Annotated in this window: 14 protein-coding genes and 1 riboswitch; of the genes, 3 read left to right on the plus strand and 11 right to left on the minus strand. The window is 70.6% G+C overall.

Features of this window, described 5'->3' with window-relative positions:
• Positions 1-154: 154 nt before the first annotated feature.
• Together ACZ60J_RS35540 and ACZ60J_RS35545 are read left to right on the plus strand one after the other, a co-directional pair.
• Positions 155-775, plus strand: coding sequence for a hypothetical protein (locus ACZ60J_RS35540; RefSeq protein ID WP_469688305.1), 621 nt, complete (start codon positions 155-157; stop codon positions 773-775).
• Between the two features lie 278 nt (positions 776-1053).
• A complete protein-coding gene (locus ACZ60J_RS35545) occupies positions 1054-1260 on the plus strand; it encodes a DUF5999 family protein (RefSeq protein ID WP_469688306.1) in 207 nt (68 codons plus the stop codon).
• Positions 1261-1333: 73 nt separating this feature from the next.
• Here ACZ60J_RS35545 and gcvP read toward each other — a convergent pair whose 3' ends face one another.
• The gene (gene gcvP, locus ACZ60J_RS35550; protein WP_469688307.1) at positions 1334-4219 is read right to left on the minus strand and encodes an aminomethyl-transferring glycine dehydrogenase; all 2886 of its coding nucleotides are present in this window, start codon (positions 4217-4219) and stop codon (positions 1334-1336) included.
• Positions 4220-4419: 200 nt separating this feature from the next.
• A riboswitch (glycine riboswitch) is annotated at positions 4420-4518 on the minus strand.
• 118 nt (positions 4519-4636) lie between these two features.
• Between gcvP and ACZ60J_RS35555 the strand changes: the two genes are divergently transcribed.
• A complete protein-coding gene (locus ACZ60J_RS35555; RefSeq protein WP_469688308.1) occupies positions 4637-5002 on the plus strand; it encodes a PRC-barrel domain-containing protein in 366 nt (121 codons plus the stop codon).
• Between the two features lie 285 nt (positions 5003-5287).
• Here the strand turns inward: ACZ60J_RS35555 and ACZ60J_RS35560 are convergent, their stop codons facing one another.
• The 10 genes from ACZ60J_RS35560 to ACZ60J_RS35605 form a co-directional block, all read right to left on the minus strand.
• Positions 5288-7402, minus strand: coding sequence for a DNA polymerase IV (locus tag ACZ60J_RS35560; protein WP_469688309.1), 2115 nt, complete (start codon positions 7400-7402; stop codon positions 5288-5290).
• Positions 7403-7513: 111 nt separating this feature from the next.
• Entirely contained in the window at positions 7514-8179 is a 666-nt protein-coding gene (locus ACZ60J_RS35565) for a MerR family transcriptional regulator (RefSeq protein ID WP_469688310.1), read from the minus strand.
• A 180-nt stretch (positions 8180-8359) separates the two neighbouring features.
• Positions 8360-8833, minus strand: coding sequence for a bifunctional nuclease family protein (locus ACZ60J_RS35570; RefSeq protein ID WP_250745191.1), 474 nt, complete (start codon positions 8831-8833; stop codon positions 8360-8362).
• A 119-nt stretch (positions 8834-8952) separates the two neighbouring features.
• Positions 8953-9726, minus strand: coding sequence for a transcriptional regulator FtsR (gene ftsR / locus ACZ60J_RS35575; RefSeq protein ID WP_469688311.1), 774 nt, complete (start codon positions 9724-9726; stop codon positions 8953-8955).
• A 19-nt stretch (positions 9727-9745) separates the two neighbouring features.
• Positions 9746-10285 (minus strand): FHA domain-containing protein, encoded by a 540-nt coding sequence (locus ACZ60J_RS35580; protein ID WP_274547808.1) that lies wholly within the window; start codon positions 10283-10285, stop codon positions 9746-9748.
• Between the two features lie 483 nt (positions 10286-10768).
• Positions 10769-11638, minus strand: coding sequence for a DUF881 domain-containing protein (locus tag ACZ60J_RS35585; protein ID WP_469688312.1), 870 nt, complete (start codon positions 11636-11638; stop codon positions 10769-10771).
• A gap of 5 nt (positions 11639-11643) precedes the next feature.
• Positions 11644-11976 (minus strand): small basic family protein, encoded by a 333-nt coding sequence (locus ACZ60J_RS35590; protein WP_112452698.1) that lies wholly within the window; start codon positions 11974-11976, stop codon positions 11644-11646.
• Positions 11973-12875 carry a DUF881 domain-containing protein gene (locus ACZ60J_RS35595; RefSeq protein WP_469688313.1) on the minus strand — a complete coding sequence of 301 codons (903 nt, stop codon included), beginning with the start codon at positions 12873-12875 and terminating at the stop codon, positions 11973-11975. Before ACZ60J_RS35595 ends, ACZ60J_RS35590 begins: the two co-directional genes overlap by 4 nt.
• A 150-nt stretch (positions 12876-13025) precedes the next feature.
• On the minus strand, positions 13026-15521 hold the full coding sequence (locus tag ACZ60J_RS35600) for a sugar phosphate nucleotidyltransferase (protein WP_469688314.1): 2496 nt from the start codon (positions 15519-15521) through the stop codon (positions 13026-13028).
• 99 nt (positions 15522-15620) lie between these two features.
• Entirely contained in the window at positions 15621-16211 is a 591-nt protein-coding gene (locus ACZ60J_RS35605; protein WP_469688315.1) for a CDP-alcohol phosphatidyltransferase family protein, read from the minus strand.
• Between the last annotated feature and the right edge of the window lie 200 nt (positions 16212-16411).

Here is a 16411-nt window from a genome sequence, read left to right on the forward strand (position 1 = left end):
GTGAACACATGTCAGATAAACTCCGCATGCGAGGCAGAGAGTTGGCGCGCGGCCATTGCCCCTCAGCCCCCCTCTGACCCCAGAATGCGACAGCGTCGTCCGCACCCCGTACCCGCCCCGTTCCACAGGTCTCCCAAGCGAGAGGCGACCCACCATGCCGCTGCACGTCCCTCCGGCTCCCGCGCCCGCCCTGCGCAGCGTCCTCGCGGCCCTCGGCTCCCCCACCGCCGTCCATGAGGCGCACACCCCGGCCCTGCGCTCCCTCCAGGGGCCGATGACCGCCGAACTGCCACTGCCCGTACACGTCTTGGACCGGCTGCACATCTCGGGCCTGACCGCCGGCGGCAGGCCGCCGCGTACCCGGCTGACCGGCTGGCGGTTCCTGATCCGCAGCGGGGACCGCTACGTCGCGGCGGCCGACACCCGGCTGACCCCGGACGGTTGGGCCTTCTCCCACTTCTTCGAGGGCCCCTACGTCGCCGCCACCGAACGCGCGCTGCGCCAGGCCGAGTCGCTCGGCAAGAACTACCAGCCGCGCCTGCTGTCCGTACCGGAGCTGTACATGCTGACCCTGTGGCTGCACGGATCGGTGGGCGCCGACGCCTCCGCCGGCCTGCCGGCCGCCGCCGACCTCCTGGTCCCCCTGGCACCCGCCCCGCCCGGCATCGCCGCCTACCGCCCGCACCCCGTGTCCGAACTGCTCCCCGTACTGACCCACCGGCTCACGCCGACGGCTCCCCCGGTACCGCCTTCCATGGCCGCACCGGCCGCCTGACCCGGCCCCTGGCCGGTTCTGCCCATTCGGCCTAGCCCACTCGGGCCACCGGGTAACCATCCGAAATGACAGGGGAGTTGAGCTGAACCGCCCGCACGGGTGATGCGTCATCAATCTATGAGGACAGCTGCCGGGAAATCCCTCCGGACACCGCGCCATGGGGGAACACTGGGGGCTCTGACCGAGCCAAGTCGTTGATACGGGGGGCGGCCATGAACCACGCGCACAACGCACCGAGCCGCAGCACACAGACCACACCGCAGCGAAAGAACGCATCCATGTGCCAGCACAAGCCAGCATGCCCGTCCGCCGACTCCGCCGACCGGGAGGCCGCACACCCCGTGGCCGTTCACCCGGAACAGGGCTGGAGCCTGCTGTGCAACGGCGTCCTGCTGTTCGAGGACACCGGTGAGCTGCTGCCGGACGGCCGGATCATCGCCCCGCACCGCCGGCTCGCGGCGACGCAGGTGATGAAGGCGGCCTAGCCGACGACGGAAACGAAAGGGGCCGGCCCAGGAGAGCGAACTCCCGGACCGGCCCCTTCGTCATGTCACCGCATCAGTTGTCGTACTCGTCCAGCGGCGGGCAGGAACACACCAGGTTCCGGTCACCGAAGGCACCGTCGATGCGGCGCACCGGCGGCCAGTACTTCTCCGCGGCCGACACCCCACCGGGGAAGACGGCCTCGTCGCGGGTGTACGGGTGGTTCCACTCGCCGCCCAGGGCCGCCGCCGTGTGCGGGGAGTTGGCCAGCGGGTTGTCGTCCACCGGCCACTCGCCGCCCGCGACCCGCTCGATCTCGGCGCGGATGGCGATCATCGCGTCGCAGAAGCGGTCGATCTCGGCGAGGTCCTCGGACTCCGTCGGCTCGATCATGAGCGTGCCGGCGACCGGGAAGGACATGGTCGGCGCGTGGAACCCGTAGTCGATCAGGCGCTTGGCGATGTCGTCGATGCTCACGCCCGTCGCCTTGGACAGGGGGCGCATGTCGATGATGCACTCGTGCGCGACCAGGTTGCCCGGGCCGGTGTAGAGCACCGGGTAGTGCGGCTCCAGGCGCTTGGCGATGTAGTTGGCGCCGAGCACCGCCACCTGGGTGGCGCGCTTGAGGCCCTCGCCGCCCATCAGGCGCACGTACGACCAGGAGATCGGCAGGATGCCCGCCGAGCCCCACGGAGCGGCCGAGATCGGGCCGACGCCCGTCTCCGGACCGGCGGTCGGCTGGAGCGGGTGGTTGGGCAGGTACGGAGCCAGGTGCGCACGGACACCGACCGGGCCGACGCCCGGACCGCCGCCGCCGTGCGGGATGCAGAAGGTCTTGTGCAGGTTCAGGTGCGAGACGTCGCCGCCGAAGTGACCCGGCTTGGCCAGGCCCACCAGGGCGTTGAGGTTGGCGCCGTCCACGTAGACCTGGCCGCCGGCGTCGTGCACCTGGGCGCAGATGTCGGCGACGTGCTCCTCGAACACACCGTGCGTGGAGGGGTACGTGATCATCAGCACGGCGAGCTCGTCGCGGTACTGCTCGATCTTGGCGCGCAGGTCGTCCGTGTCCACCTCGCCGTCGTCGCCGGTCTTGACGACGACGACCTTCATGCCGGCCATCACGGCGCTCGCCGCGTTGGTGCCGTGCGCGGAGGACGGGATGAGGCAGACGGTGCGCTGCTCGTCGCCGTTCGCCCGGTGGTAGGCGCGGACGGCCAGCAGGCCGGCGAGCTCACCCTGGGAGCCGGCATTCGGCTGAATGGAGACCTTGTCGTAGCCGGTGACCTCGCAGAGACGTTCCTCCAGCTCGGTGATGAGCGTGAGGTACCCCTCGGCCTGCCCGACCGGGGCGAACGGGTGCAACTGGCCGAATTCCGGCCAGGTGACCGATTCCATTTCGGTGGTCGCGTTGAGCTTCATGGTGCAGGAGCCCAGCGGGATCATGCCGCGGTCCAGCGCGTAGTCCTTGTCCGAGAGCTTGCGCAGGTAGCGCAGCATCGCGGTCTCGGAGCGGTGCTGGTGGAACACCGGGTGGGTCAGGTACGCGTCCTCGCGCAGCAGCCCCTCGGGCAGCGCGTCGGCGGTGGCGGCGTCCAGCGCCTCGATGTCCGCGGTGACGCCGAAGGCCGCCCAGACGGCCTCCACGTCGGCGCGCAGGGTCGTCTCGTCACAGGCCAGGGAGACCAGGTCGGCATCGACCTGGAAGAGGTTGACGCCACCCTCGCGGGCGGCGGCCACGACCTCGGCGGCCCGGCCCGGCACCCGGACGGTGAGGGTGTCGAAGTACGAGCCGTGCACGACCTCGACCCCGCCGGCCGTCAGACCGGCCGCGAGCAGGGCGGCGTAGCGGTGCGTCCGACGGGCGATCGTCCGCAGCCCGTCGGGGCCGTGGTAGACGGCGTACATGCCGGCCATGACGGCGAGCAGCACCTGCGCGGTGCAGATGTTGCTGGTGGCCTTCTCACGGCGGATGTGCTGCTCACGGGTCTGCAGCGCCAGGCGGTACGCCTTGTTGCCGTCCGCGTCCACGGAGACGCCGACGAGGCGGCCGGGCAGCGAGCGGGCGTGCTTGGCCTGGACGGCCATGTAGCCGGCGTGCGGGCCGCCGAAGCCCATCGGGACGCCGAAGCGCTGGGTGGTGCCGACGGCGATGTCCGCGCCCAGCTCGCCCGGCGAGGTCAGCAGCGTCAGGGCGAGGAGGTCGGCGGAGACGGCGACGATCGCGCCGAGCGCGTGCGCCTGCTCGATGACCGGCTTGATCTCCCGCACGGCGCCGGAGGCACCCGGGTACTGCAGGAGCACGCCGTAGACACCGCGCTCGGCGATCTCGGCCGGGATCCCCCCGGACAGGTCGGCGACGACCACGTCGATGCCGATCGGCTCGGCGCGGGTCTGGATCACCGCGATGGTCTGCGGCAGCGCGTCGGCGTCGACGAGGAAGACGTTGCCCTTGGCCTTGCCCACGCGGCGGGCCAGGGTCATGGCCTCGGCGGCAGCCGTGCCCTCGTCGAGCAGGGAGGCACCGGAGGTCGGCAGGCCGGTCAGCTCGGCGACGACGGTCTGGAAGTTCAGCAGGGCTTCGAGGCGGCCCTGGGAGATCTCCGGCTGGTAGGGCGTGTACGCCGTGTACCAGGCCGGGTTCTCCATGACGTTGCGCAGGATCACCGGCGGCGTGAAGGTCCCGTAGTAGCCGAGACCGATCATCGACGACAGCACCTGGTTGCGGTCCGCGAGCTCACGCAGCTCGGCGAGCACCTCGGCCTCGGTCCGCGCCTCGGGCAGGTTCAGCGCGGCGGTGGTCTTGATCACATCCGGCACCGCGGCAGCGGTGAGCTCGTCCAGCGAGCCGTAGCCCACATGGGCGAGCATCTTCGCCTGCGCCTCGGCGTCCGGGCCGATGTGGCGCTGCTCGAAGGGGATGCCTCGCTCCAGCTGGGAGAGCGGAATGCGGTTGGCGGTCATGTACGGAGGCCTCCTGGGTCGTACGACCTGCGAGGGGCACCACGGCGCGGGCACCCGGACGGCCTCCCCCTCTGTCATCACAACCTGAGAGCTTCACCGGGCCGCGCGGGGGTCGCCCACGGGGTCCGGCTTTCACCGTCGGTGAGGAGAGGGACCGGCACTGCGCGCCCGGGACCCCGCTCCTGCTTTCCAGAGTGGCCTCACCACGTGCGGTACGTATGCCTGAGAGATTCCGGGGAGGATTTGCTCCTTCGGCGCCTCCGTCTCACTCATTCGGAGGACTCTCCCGCACAGGGTCAACAGCCATCACCCAGCCTACCAGCGAGGATCTGCGGGCCTCCCTCGAGTGGCCCCCTCTCCGGAAATGCACTTTTGTAGTCATTACGGAGGAGTTGCGCCCAATGGAGGGACCGGACCGTGCAGACCGACATCGATCCCCGCAGCCTGATCGGCCGCAAGGCGTTCGACCGCAATGGCACCAAGATCGGCACCGTCGACGAGGTCTACCTCGACGATGCCACGGGCGTCCCGGAATGGGCCGCCGTACGCACCGGACTCTTCAGCCGGGACGCCTTCGTCCCGCTGGAGCCCAGCGAGATGGTGGGCGACACCCTGCGCGTGCCCTTCGAACGCTCCCTCATCAGGGACGCCCCCGACTTCGGTGTCGGCCGCCACCTCTCCCCCGAACAGGAGCTGCAGCTCTACCACCACTACGGCCTGGACCTGGCCCTGCCCTCCGACTTCCACCACGACTTCGGCCACGCGTCCCCCGACACCCCCTGACCCCGACCCGCTCCTGCGGCCAGCAGGGCAACGAGTGCCCGGCGGCACCGATGACCGCGGCGGCCGGTCAGCCGGGAGGTTCTCCACTTCCCGGCCCCGGCCGGTCCAGCACTTCCGCGCCCCGCCGATGGCGCCCATCCCGTACGCAGGAGGCGGCCGGGCGAGGACGGCGGAGGCAGCCCGGGCAACGGGCCCGGGGCATCAGCCCCAGACAACGGCTCCGGGGCACAGGCGCGTGCCGGCCAAGCACGGCGTCCCTGCCCGCGTCCGCAGCCGTTCAGGCTCCTACGGGGCCGCCGCGCCCCCGACCCCCACGGCCCGGTTCCCCACCAGCGGCAGCGGATCGGACGGCTCCAGCTCGGGATCGTCCACCAGGAACGTGCGCACCCGGCCCGGCTCGGATCCGGGCTGCTCGAACCGTACGGTCACCCGCCCGACCCCGCTGCCCTGCACCCATCCGGGCCCGTACACCGCATGCCGCGCATCACTCCCGGCCACCCACAACCGCTCACCACCCTCCGAGCGCCCGGCCCCCCGCCCCTGAACAAGGCCCGGCCCCTGATCGTGGCCCTCACGGGACCCCTGCCCGGCACTCTCCACCGCCCCGGCCCCAGCCCCCTCGCCCAGACCCTCGCGAGACACCCTCCCCTCCCCGTCCCGCGCCACCTTCCCGGACCCAGCACCCGGGCCCGGCTCCTGGCCCTCACGGAATGCCCGCCCCTCCCCGTCACACGCCACCTCCCCGGACCCAGCACCCTCGCCCGACCCCTCGCGGGACGCCCCGTCCTCCCCTGCACGCGCCACCCACTCGGACCCAGCACCCGGGCCCGGCTCCTGGCCCTGGGCCTCACGGGATGCCCCGTCCTCCACGGCACTCTCCGCAAGCCGGCGCCCAGCGCCCGGCCTCTCCTGGGCGGCCCGGTCCTCCCCGGCACTCTCCACAAGCCCCGCCCCAGCGCCGTGCCCCTCGCCCGCGGCTTCGGTCAGCGCTACCGCAGAACCCTGTCCCGGGCCCGGGGACTCAGCCATCGCTACCGCAGCACCCTGCGCCTGCCCAGGGGCCTGCGCCGGGCCCTGCTGTGCCCCCTGCCTCTGCCCGGCGCCCTCGTCCTGGCCCGGCCCATGCCCCGCACCCGCACCCGCACCCGGAGCATGGCCCGCCCGACCCCCGTCAGCCTCGACCACGCCCCCGGCGAACGACGCAGCCTCCTCGCCACGATCCGCACCCGCACCCGCAGCCGGCCCCGGCTCCGCAGCCGGCCCCGGCTCCGCACCCGGCCCGGACCCCCCGTCCGACTCCGCCCCCACCCCGGCCCGCGCAGCCATCGCATCGGCGAAAGCGAACAGGTCCTCCTGGGTGTAATCCGCCAGCCCCGTGACACCCACCCCCAGCAGCCGCACCCCGCCCGTGGTGTCCACGGCCTCCAGCAGCCGCGCCGCCGCCTCCCGGACCACCGCGGGGTCGTCCGTGGGCCCCCGCAGGGTCTCCGAGCGGGTCAGCGTGGAGAAGTCGTACCGCCGGACCTTGAGCACGATCGTCCGCCCGGAGTGCCCCGACCCCCGCAGCCGCTCCACGCACCGGTCCGCGAGCCGCTGCACCTCGGTGCGGATCCGCACCCGGTCGTGCAGGTCGACGTCGAAGGTGTCCTCCACGGAGACGGACTTCGCATCGCGTTCGGCGACCACCGGCCGCTCGTCCACGCCCAGCGCCATCCGGTACAGCCCGACCCCGTGCGAGCGGCCCACCATCCGGACCAGCTCGTCCTCGCCGGCCTCCGCCAGCTCCCCCACCGTCGTGATTCCGGCCCGCCGCAGGTGCTCCCCCGTGGCCGGCCCCACCCCGGGCAGGGTCCGTACCGACATCGGGGCGAGGTGCGCCCGCTCCGTGCCCACCTCGATCAGCAGCAGTCCGGCCGGCTTGGCCTCCTCGGAGGCGACCTTGGCCAGCATCTTGGACCCCGCGAGCCCCACCGACCCGCTCAGCCCCGTCACGGCGGCGATGTCGGCCCTGAGCCGCTCACCGACGGCCCGCGCGGCCTCCGCGTCGAAGGCGACGCCCCCCGCCTCCAGGTCCACGAAGGCCTCGTCCAGGCTGAGCGGCTCCACGAGGGGGGACAGTTCCCGGAGCAAGGCCATGACCGTGTCGCTGACCTCGCGGTACAGGCTGAAGCGCGGGATCAGGCACGCGCCGTTCGGGCAGAGCCGCCGCGCCTGGGCCATCGGCATGGCCGAGTGCACTCCGAAGCGCCTGGCCTCGTAGGAGGCGGTGGCGACGACCCCGCGCGGCCCGAGCCCGCCGACGATGACGGCCTTGCCGCGCAGGCTCGGCTTCGACGCCTGCTCCACGGAGGCGTAGAAGGCGTCCATGTCCAGGTGCAGGATGGTCGGCGCGGATCTCACAGCTCCGATGCTGCCCTACACCACTGACAATCGGCCCACCGCCGCGGCCGCGCAGCCGGCCCGGAGGGCCGGCCACCCGAGCGACCGGCCGACCGGCCAAGGGGGCCGGTCTCAGACGGCCCGGTTCCTCCGGGCGGCCAGCTCGTCGGCCGGGTTGTGCCCGACGACCGTCTCGCCCGTGTCCACGCGTTCCCCGTGCAGCTGCGACAGGGCGTTCTCGACATCGCGCCAGACCACGCCCACGGCGATCCCGAAGACACCCTGGCCGCCCTGGAGCAGGCTGACGACCTGATCGGGCGAGGTGCACTCGTACACGGTGGCGCCGTCGCTCATCAGCGTCATCCGCTCCAGGTCCGAGAAACCCCGGTCACGCAGGTGCTGTACGGCGGTGCGGATGTTCTGCAGCGCCACCCCGGTGTCCAGGAAGCGCTTCACGATCTTGAGGACGACCACGTCCCGGAAGCTGTAGAGGCGCTGCGTCCCCGAGCCGTAAGCGGGGCGCACCGTGGGCTCCACCAGCCCGGTGCGGGCCCAGTAGTCGAGCTGCCGGTACGTGATGCCGGCCGCGGCACACGCCGTCGGCCCCCGGTATCCGACCTGCTCGGGTGCGGACTCGCCACCCACCGACTCGACCGACCCCACCGGTCCCACCGAACCGACCCGCGCGGGCTCCGGCTGACGGCGCGCGGAGCTCACCGCACCACCGTGCAGCGGGTACGGCCCACCGTCACTCCGTGCGGGGATGCCCCCGGTCATACCGTCGCCCGTGACTCTCACGCCGACCCTCCGTCCTTGACCTGCCATCTCGAAGGTAGGCAGTCACCGGGGGTGCGTCAACGATCGCCACACTCGGCACGCCGAGTGATAATCACCCTGAGAGTGGTTTCCCGTACCTCGTTGCGGGGAAAGGCTACTCGAATGGGCTGAAATATCCGGGAGGACGGCGCGACCCGCGCCTCACTGCGGGCCGGTGCCGAAGTCCTCTGGCGAGATCTGGTCGAGGAACTCGCGGAACTTCTCCACCTCGTCCTCCTGCTCGTCCGGGATCGCGATTCCGGCGTCGTCGAGCACGCCGTCGCTGCCGAAGATCGGCGTCCCGGTCCGCAGGGCGAGCGCTATGGCATCGGATGGCCGCGCGCTCACCTCGACTCCACTGGCGAAGACGAGCTCCGCGTAGAAAACGCCCTCCCGCAGATCCGTGATCCGGACCTCGGTGAGCTCCTCGCCGATCGCCTCCAGCACGTCCTTGAAAAGGTCGTGCGTCAGCGGCCGGGCAGGGGCCATGCCCTGCTGCGCGAAGGCAATGGCGGTCGCCTCCCCTGGTCCGATCCAGATGGGGAGGTACCGGTCGCCTCCCACTTCACGCAGGAGCACGATCGGTTGGTTCGAGGGCATTTCCACCCGGACACCCACAACGTCGAGCTCGTTCACACAGCAACCCTAGGACCTGCCCGGCAGGTTTGGGTAGTCGGGCTCCCCCAAGCCTGCCCCGAAGCTCCTCCGAAGTCGGCCGAAGTCGGCCCGAAACCCCCGCGGGATCGCCCTCGGAATCAGTGCAGCCGCACCCCGAGAGCAGTCTGTACGAGGGCCTCGTGCAGCCGTACGGAGAGCCCCGCGATCTCCTTCATGGTGGCCTCCGCATGGGCCCTGGTCTGCGGATTGCGGTGCCGGCGCAGCGGCGAGACCACCTGCTCCACCAGACCGGCCTCCCGGTCGGCGGCGGCCTTCATCGCCCGCAGGTGCCGCGGCTCCAGACCGAATCGGCCGAGATCGGCCACCAGACGGGCCACGGTGACGGCCTCGGCGTCGAAACCGCCGCCGGGCGCCTCCGCGAGGAGCCCGTACGACTCCCACTCCACGAGCTGGACCTCGTCCACCTCCGCCGCGGCCATCAGCTCGGCCCGGCCCACCCGGGCCACGGTCGGACGTTCCCGGCCCACCTCGCCGTAGAGGGCGACGGGGCTCGTGGGGTCGACGGCGTCCCCGTGCGCCGTGGGCGCCGGGATGCGGATCTGCTCCCCCCGCGCGAGCGCGTCGAGCTGCTCGCGGATGACCTTCAACGGGAGGTAGTGGTCGCGCTGGAGCCGGAGGACGTGGGCGAGGCGCTCCACGTCGTCGGTGCTGAACTTGCGATATCCGGAAGGTGTGCGCCGGGGCTCGACGAGCCCTTCCGCTTCCAGGAAACGGATCTTCGAGATCGTGACTTCGGGGAACTCGTCACGCAGCATCGTGAGCACCGTGCCGATGCTCACCAGCCGCACGCCCGAGGAGGCGGCGGTGGCGGTGCCGCTCTTGGCGGCACCGCCTGCCGGGATACGCAGCATGGGACCTTCCCTTGAAGGGTCAGTGCCCCCGCAGGCTCGCGTAGAAGACCAGCCGGTACTTGCCGATCTGCACCTCGTCGCCGTTGTGCAGGGCGACGGAGTCGATCGGTTCACGGTTCACGTACGTGCCGTTGAGGCTGCCGACGTCGGAGACGGTGAAACCGTCGTGGCTCCTGCGGAACTCGACATGGCGCCGGGAGACGGTGACGTCGTCCAGGAAGATGTCGCTCTGCGGGTGCCGGCCGGCCGTCGTCAGCTCGCCGTCCAGGAGGAACCGGCTGCCGGAGTTCGGGCCGCGCCGCACGATCAGCAGGGCGGAACCCGGGGGCAGCGCTTCCACCGCGGCCTGGGCCTCGGGGGACAGCGAGGACGACACGTGCGTCTGTCCCGACACCTCGGCCTCGTAGGCCTCCAGGCCCGAGATCGAGATGGTGGACGTGGTCTCCGAGGCACGCTCCGGCGTCAGACCCGCCCGCAGCGGCGCCCCGCAGTTGGAGCAGAACCGGCTCGCCGCATCGCTGCGGTGCCCGCACCTGCTGCAAATCTGCTCGGCCGACATGGACGGCTCCTCGCGCCGCGGCTGCCCCGCGGAGGCATTGGTGGCATACGGGTCGGGTGCAAACCCTCCACCCGTACTTGAGGTTGATGGTTCACCGAAACCTATGCGTCCGGTACCGGCAGGGTCAACAGCCGACGCGCCGTGCGCGCCCGAAATGTCACCCGCCCCGGCGACCTCGTCGCGGAAGAGCGGCCGGTCGCCCTGCCCTTCCACGTCCCCATGCCCCGCGCGGTGCCTGGCCGCACCGCTTTCCTCGCGGTTCTTCTTGCCGAACAACTTCTCAAACAACTTCACGGGCGATTCCCCTTGACCGAAACAGACCCGCCCGTGGGGCAGGACGAACTCCGAATGCAACACCTGCCGACCCGGACATACTTACAACGTCCGTAACCATCAGACAGTTTCCACCACACACCGCGACTTCGGTGCGTCGACCCCCCGCAGGCATTCGCCCGCGTGAGCCCGTCTCCCGCGCCTCCCGCATCACGACGATGACGACCGAGCGTAGTCAGGCTGCTTCGCAGCCCGCAAGGCATCCACAACGATCTTCGCCGGACGTGTGACGCTGACGACGGCCTGCTCCTTCTCCAGCGACTGGACGACGCCACCGGGAATGTTGAGCGCCGGCTCCAGATCCTGCGGCTTGCCGATCACCTTGAACTCGTAGGGCTGTGTGATCTTCTTACCGTCGATGGCAACCCCGTCCTCCTCGTCCGAGAAGTACGAGTCCGCCACGATCCGCACCCCGTTGATCTGGATCGCCTCGGCCCCGGCCGCCCGCAGCTCCTGGAGGGTGTCCAGCAGCTTGTCCGACTGCACCTGGGCCTTGGGGTCCGTGATCTTCAGCACGATGCCCGGCCCTTGCGCCGCCACCGTACCGGCCAGGATCCCGAGTTGGCGCTCCTTCTCCACGGTCTGCTTCCGGGCCTCCTCGGCCTGGTTGGAGCTGCTCTCCAGCTCCCGGCGCTGGTCGTCGAGCTTCTGCTTCTCGTCCTCCAGCCGCTTGGTCCGCCCGTCGAGCTCGTCGAGGATCCGTACGAGGTCCTCCTGGCGGGCGCCCCGCAGCGCGCTGGAGTCGCTGTTCGACCGCACCTGGATGGCCAGGCCGAGCCCCAGGACGAACAGCAGCACCGCGACGATCAGTTGGGCACGGCTCACCCGCGGCGGCCACAGACCGGCCGCCAGCCGCTGCCGCCCGGTCTGCTCGGGGGCTGTCTGCTCCGGTCCCCGCTCCTCGTCCGCCGGTCCGGGCTCGTGGCGCACGGGCCCGGCCGACAGCTCCAGCGGAGGCTGCGCCTTCGGCCGCTGTGCCGCGGCCCCGGGCTCCTCGGGCGGGGTGTCGTTCGTACTCATCGGCCTCACGCCCGGAACACGTGCCGACGGATGGCCGCGGCGTTGGAGAAGATGCGGATGCCGAGGACGACGACCACACCCGTGGACAGCTGCGAGCCGACCCCCAGCTTGTCGCCGAGGAAGACGATCAGCGCCGCCACGACCACGTTCGACAGGAACGACACCACGAAGACCTTGTCCACGAAGATGCCGTCCAGCATCGCGCGCAGGCCCCCGAACACCGCGTCCAGCGCCGCGACCACGGCGATCGGCAGATAAGGCTCCACCACGGCCGGCACTTCGGGCCGGACGAGAAGTCCGACCACCACTCCGACCACGAGGCCCAGTACCGCGATCACGATGCACCCTTCTGCTGCTCTGCTGCTGTAGCCGTACGTACGGTCAGGCTCGACGCGGCCGGAAGGCGCATCTCCGCCTCGGACGACAAGGAGTAGCGGATGCCGTAGTTCTCCTGCAGCACGTGCAGGTACTGGCCGTCCGCGGAGTCCTGGAAGGCGGTCCCGAGGCGCTTCTTGTCGCCGATCGCCAGTACTTCGTACGGCGGCACCAGCGGCCTGTTGTCGACCAGTATCGCGTCACCCGCGGCCCGGATCGCCGAGAGCGACGTCAGCCGCTGCCCGTTGATCGAGATCGCTTCCGCCCCCGACTGCCACAGCCCGTTGACGATCTTCTGCATATCGCGGTCGCGGAGCCGACCGGTGTCCGAGAATCCGGCGCTCTCGCGCGGCTTGGTGCCGTTCCCGGACGTCGAGCCCTTCGCGTCGTCCACCGTCAGCTTGATCCCGGGCCCCTGCACCTCGGTGGCTCCGGACAGCAGCGCCACGAGCTGGCCCTGTTCGCCGCCGTGCTGCTTGAGCGCCTCGCGCTGCCGGGCGGCGACGGTGTCCCGGAGCCCTTCGATCTGCCGCTCCAGACCGTCCGCGCGCGCGTCGGCCCGGTCGACCCGGTCGATCAGTTCCTGACGCTCCTTGGCCAGCACCGGCGCGGTGGCCCGCGCCTGGGCGGCGCCCAGGGTGACGACACTGGCGGCGAGCACGAGTCCGGCGGCGAGACCCAGTTTGGCCTTGAGGGTCCGCGGCAGGCCGGAGGTGCCCTCGGCCTCGCGACGGGCCGAAGCCTCCGCGTAGCCCTCGTCGAGGGAGTGGTCCATCACGTGCGTCAGCAGCGACATGGAGGCGTCCGGCCGCGCGGGAGGTGCCGAACTGCGGTTGTGGGGCGGCTGCGACATGCCGCACATCGTCGCATGTCGGCGCCGCTCCCACCGAATGCGGACGTCCGGCGGACCGGCCGGGGTCTGCACCCCGCCCGGTCCACCGGACTTCCGGCCCTACGACGTCCCGTACGGGCCTACGTCCTGCCGTACGGACCTACGTCCTGTACGGGCCGCTCAGTGCCCGGCGCCGTCCACCACCGCGGCCCAGCCGTCCAGCAGCGCCTGCGCGGACGCGTCGTCGGGACCTTCGGCCCACAGGTGGGTGACCGCCTCCGCCGGATCCGGCAGCACCAGCGCCCATCGCCCGTCGGCCTCCACGACCCGCACCCCGTCGGTGGTGTCCACCTGCCGGTCCCCGGCCGCCTCCACGACCCGCCGCATGACGAGCCCCTTCACCGCCCACGGGGTCGGCACGTCCCGCTTGAGCACGTGCGCCCGCGGGATCCGGGCATCGATCTGGCTCAGCGTGAGCTGCGTCCGCGCCACCAGCCCGATCAACTGCACGAAGGCGGCCGAGCCGTCGAACACGCTGCTGAACTCGGGGACGATGAATCCGCCCCGCCCGTCACCACCGAAGATGGTGTTCTCCGCCCGGCCCACCCGGGTCAGGTCGTCGGGAGAGGTCGTCGTCCACTCCACCTGGGTCCCGTGGTACGCCGCCACCTGCTCGGCGATCCGGGTCGTGGTCACCGGCAGCGCCACCTTGCCGCTGCGCTTCTCGGCGGCCACCAGATCGAGCAGCACCAGCAGCGCCCGGTCGTCCTCGATGATCCGGCCGCGCTCGTCCACGAGGGAGATCCGCTCGCCCACCGGGTCGAACCGCACTCCGAAGGCGGCCCGCGAGGAGGCCACGATCTCCCCGAGCCGCACCAGCCCCGCCCGGCGGGATTCGGCGCTCTCGGTGGGCCGGGACTCGTCGAGTCCCGGGTTCACCGTCAGGGCGTCCACCCCGAGCCGGCCCAGCAGGCTGGGCAGGACCAGGCCGGCGCTGCCGTTGGAGGCGTCCACGACCACCTTGAGCCCCGAGTCGGCGACCCCGGTGGTGTCCACGCGCCTCAGCAGCGAACCGGTGTAGGCGTCGAAGACGCTTCCCGGGAACTGCAGGTCGCCGATCTCGCCGGGGAAGGCACGCCGGTACTCCTGGCGCGCGTAGACCCGGTCCAGCTTGCGCTGCTGCTGGAGGGAGAGGTCCGCCCCGCGCTCGTCGAGGAACATGATGTCGACGGAGTCCGGCACTCCCGGCGAGGTCCGCAGGACGATCCCGCCGGCGCTTCCGCGCGCGGTCTGCTGCCGCGCCACGGGCAGCGGTACGTTCTCCAGGTCCCGGACGTTGATGGCGCTGGCCTGCAGCGCCGAGATCACGGCCCGCTTGAGCGCTCGCGCGCCGCGGGAGTGGTCGCGGGCCGTGGTGACCGTCGCCCCCTTCTTCAGGGTCGTCGCGTAGGCACCGGCCAGCCGGACCACCAGCTCCGGGGTGATCTCCACGTTCAGGATCCCGGTGACCCCACGGGCACCGAACAGATGTGCCTGCCCCCGGGACTCCCAGATGACCGAGGTGTTGACGAACGCGCCCGCTTCGATCGTCTTGAAGGGGTAGACCCGCACGTTCCCCTGGATGATCGATTCCTCGCCGACGAGGCACTCGTCGCCGATGACGGCCCCGTCCTCGATCCGGGAGGCCCGCATGATGTCGGTGTTCTTGCCGATGACACAGCCGCGGAGATTGCTGTGCGGTCCGATGTACACGTTGTCGTGCACGACGGCCTTGTGCAGGAACGCACCGCTCTTCACGACGACGTTCGAGCCGACGACGGTGTGCTCGCGGATCTCCACGCCGGCTTCGACCTTGGCGTAGTCCCCGATGTACAGCGGTCCGCGCAGGACCGCGTCAGGGCTCACCTCGGCCCCTTCCGCGATCCACACGCCGGGGGAGATCTCGAAGCCGTCCATGTCGACCTGGACCTGGCCCTCGAGTACGTCGGCCTGGGCCTTGACGTAGCTCTCGTGGGTGCCGACGTCCTCCCAGTAGCCCTCGGCGACGTAGCCGTAGATGGGCCGGCCTTCCTTCATCAGCTGGGGGAAGACGTCACCGGACCAGTCGACCGAGACGTCCGCGTCCACGTAGTCGAAGATCTCCGGCTCCATGACGTAGATGCCGGTGTTGATGGTGTCCGAGAACACCTGGCCCCAGGTCGGCTTCTCGAGGAAACGCTCGACCTTGCCTTCCTCGTCCACGATGGTGATGCCGAATTCCAGCGGATTCGGCACCCGGGTGAGGCACACCGTGACGAGTCCGCCCTTCTCCTTGTGGAAACGGATCAGGTCGGTCAGGTCGAAGTCCGTGAGCGCGTCGCCGGAGATGACGAGGAACGTGTCGTCCTTCAGAGCCTCCTCGGCGTTCTTCACGCTGCCGGCGGTGCCGAGTGGCTTCTCCTCGTTGGCATAGGTGAGCTCCATTCCGAGCTCCTCGCCGTCACCGAAATAGTTCCTGACGAGCGACGCCAGGAACTGCACGGTGACCACGGTTTCGTTGAGCCCATGCCGCTTGAGCAGCCTGAGCACGTGCTCCATGATCGGCCGGTTCGCCACCGGCAGGAGCGGCTTGGGCATGCTTGAGGTCATGGGGCGAAGCCGAGTGCCTTCGCCACCAGCCATCACGACGGCCTTCATGTCGGAAGAGTCCTCCTCGAGAGACGGCGTATCGCCGACCTCACCCGTCCCGGACGGTGACTGGACCACTCCCCCGCGTCAGTCAGGCGCCGAGTGAGCTCAATCGGCCGTGGCGTCCGCCTTCACCAGCCGGCGGACTTGTACCACGTAAAGCACTCCTGCCCACCAATAGAGGGTTGTACCCCATCCCGCGAACGCCCATCCGAAAACTGACCCCATCCAGGCCAACCAACCCGACCAAGTGCTGACCAGGAGGAAGGGGAACGCGTACATCAGGTTGAAGGTCGCGGCCTTGCCGAGGAAGTTCACCTGCGGCGGCGGATAGCCGTGCCGGCGCAGGATCCAGACGTTGACCAGCAGCATCAGGTCACGCGCGAGCAGAGCTCCGGTGAGCCAGAGCGGCAGGATCTCGCGGTACGTGAGACCGAACAGGGTGGACAGGATGTAGAGCCGGTCCGCGGCGGGATCCAGCACCCGGCCGAGGTTGCTGATCTGGTTCCAGCGCCGTGCCAGCTTCCCGTCGAGGTAGTCGCTGATCCCGCTGAGCATGAGGACGAGAAGAGCCCAGCCGTCGTGCTCGGCCAGGATCAGCCACAGGAACAGGGGTACGCCTGCGAGGCGCGCCATGCTCAGGATGTTCGGAATGGTGAAAATTCGGTCCGTCTGAACCCGAGTCTCCTGGACCTCCACCCGGGGGCCTCCACTGTGACTGTAGAAATGTCGAACGATGCCCCCTGACCCTACAGGAGCCGGTGGACCGGTCCGTAAACGCAGAAAAGCCCCGCACCGAACCCATAAGGGCTGGTGCGGGGCTTTCCCACAATGATTGTTCGGCGGCGTCCTACTCTCCCACAGGGTCCCCCCTGCAGTACCATCGGCGCTGAAAGGCT

Source organism: Streptomyces sp. NPDC104226 (assembly GCF_055584085.1).